Here is a 2,192-nt window from a genome sequence, read left to right on the forward strand (position 1 = left end):
CGCGGCGCGCGCCGCGTGCGCCGCCGCCAGCGACGCCGCGCGCGCGCCGATGGGCCGCCGCGCCGCCGAGTTCCTGGCGGTCTTCGCCACCGGCGACTCCGTGCAGGTGCGGCTCTACCTCGACTCCGCGGTCACGCGCGGCACCGCGCCGAACCCCGGCTTCCTCGCGCGCGTCATGTACCTCGAGTGGCGCAACCTGCGCGCGCTCGCGGTGCGGCGCACCACGCCGACCGGCGAGTCGTCGCGCGACGTGCTGCTGCAGTCGGAGCTGACGGAGCTCTGGTACCGGCTGCGCATCGGCGTCGAGGCGTCGGCGCCGCACCGCGTCAACATGCTGATCCCGTTCGCGCGGACCGACCCGCCCGCCGACCTGGCGCCGGCCGCGCTGCGCAACCCGAACGACGTCGCCGCCGACCTCGCGCGCTACGTGCGCAAGCTCGCCGCGGCCGACGCGTACTCCGGGAACGCGCTGCTGCTCAAGGGCGGGCACGAGCTGGCGGCGCTCTCGGTCGGCTCGGAGGACCTCGCGCGGACGCGCGCCAACACGGCCGACACGCGATTCAACGTCGGCTCGATGGGGAAGATGTTCACCGCCGTCGCGATCGCGCAGCTCGTCGAGGACGGGCGCCTCTCGTTCGACACGCCGGTCGCCGAGGTGCTCCCCGACTGGCCGCGCCGCGAGTGGGCGCGCGCGGCGACGATCGGCCACCTGCTCAGCCACCGCTCGGGGCTGGGCAACTACATGGACCACGACGACGTGCGGTCCGGGCGCGTCGTGCTGCGCGAGATCGCCGACTACCTGCCGGTCATCGCCGACATGTCGCCCGGCTTCGCGCCGGGGACGGGCGTGGCCTACAGCAACTCCGGCTTCGCGCTGCTCGGACACGTCGTCGAGCGGGTGACGGGCGAGTCGTACCGCGCGTACGTGGCGCGCGAGGTGTGGGGGCGCGCGGGGATGCGCGCGACCGCGTTCCTCCTTCCGGGCGCGGCCGCGGGGCAGGCCGAGGGGCAGACGTGGCTGCCGCCGCTCGGCGGCGTGCCCCTCGCGACGCGGCGCAGCAGCACGCCGATGCTCGGCGCGTGGCCCGGCGGCGCCGACGGCGGCTCGTACGCGACGGCGGCGGACCTCGCGCGCTTCTTCCGCGCCTTCGCGGCCAACCGGCTCGTCGGGGCGCGCACGCGCGCCGAGATGCTGACGCCGCGCGGCGTCGACCCGTGGACCGGCGCGACCTACGGCTACGGCTTCTTCGTCCAGGCGCTCCCCGGCGGCGGGCGGCGCTACGGGCACGGCGGGCTGGTGCCGGGCGGCAACGCGTGGGGCGCGGCGTTCGAGCCGGCCGGCTACACGCTGATCGCGCTCTCCAACTTCGACGCGCCGACCGCGGACCACGTGCTCGGCAAGACGCACGGCCTCGTGGCCGGCTACTGAACGCGCGGGCGCCCGGATGCACCGCTCCGCCTCGCTCGCCCACGCGCTCCCCCGCCGCGGCGCCCCCGACGCCGCGGCGGCGGGGCCCGCCGCGCCCGCGGGCGACGCCGCCCTCGTCGCGCGCGTGCTCGACGGGGACGAGGGCGCGCTCGGGGTGCTGCTCGCGCGGCACCTCGACGCCGCGTACGCGGTCGCCCTGGCGATCCTGCGCGACCCCACCGACGCCGACGACGCCTGCCAGGAGGCCTTCCTGATCGCCGTCCGACGACTCGACCAGTGCGCGGCGCCGGAGCGCTTCCGGCACTGGCTCCTGCGCATCGTGCAGAACCGCGCGCGCAACCTGATCCGCCGCGAGCGGCTGCGCGAGGGCCCGTCGGTGGACGCCGTGCGCGCCGTCGCGCCGCACGACGTGGAGCGCAGCGCGCACCGCGCCGAGCTGGCGCGCGACCTCGGCCGCGCGCTGGCGCGCCTCACCGAGCGCCAGCGCGTAATCGTCCTCCTGCACGACGTCGAGGGGCTCACGCACGCCGAGATCGCCGACGTCCTCGGCATCGCCGCGGTGACCTCGCGCGTGAACCTGTTCAAGGCCCGCCGGAACCTCCGGCGCTGGCTCGCTCCCCACCAGCCGGGCGCCGCCGATGACTGACGACCCCACGGACGGACTGCGCCGCCTCGCGCTGCGCGCCGACCCCGCGCAGGCCGCGCGGCTGCGCGCGGCGGTCGCGGGCGGCGCGGCCGGCGAGCTCGCGCGCCGCCGCGCCGC

The 2,192-nt window shown here is 77.6% G+C and carries 2 protein-coding genes; both read left to right on the top strand.

The features are described from left to right. On the top strand, positions 1-1,429 hold a 1,429-nt coding region (locus tag PYV61_RS24495; RefSeq protein WP_275836499.1), incomplete at its 5' end, for a serine hydrolase domain-containing protein. A 16-nt stretch (positions 1,430-1,445) separates the two neighbouring features. Then, positions 1,446-2,075: a sigma-70 family RNA polymerase sigma factor gene (locus PYV61_RS24500; protein ID WP_275836500.1), complete on the top strand. Its 630-nt coding sequence runs from the start codon at positions 1,446-1,448 to the stop codon at positions 2,073-2,075. Positions 2,076-2,192 lie beyond the last annotated feature (117 nt).

The sequence above is a fragment of the Roseisolibacter sp. H3M3-2 genome (assembly GCF_029211165.1).
Taxonomy (GTDB): Bacteria; Gemmatimonadota; Gemmatimonadetes; order Gemmatimonadales; family Gemmatimonadaceae; genus Roseisolibacter.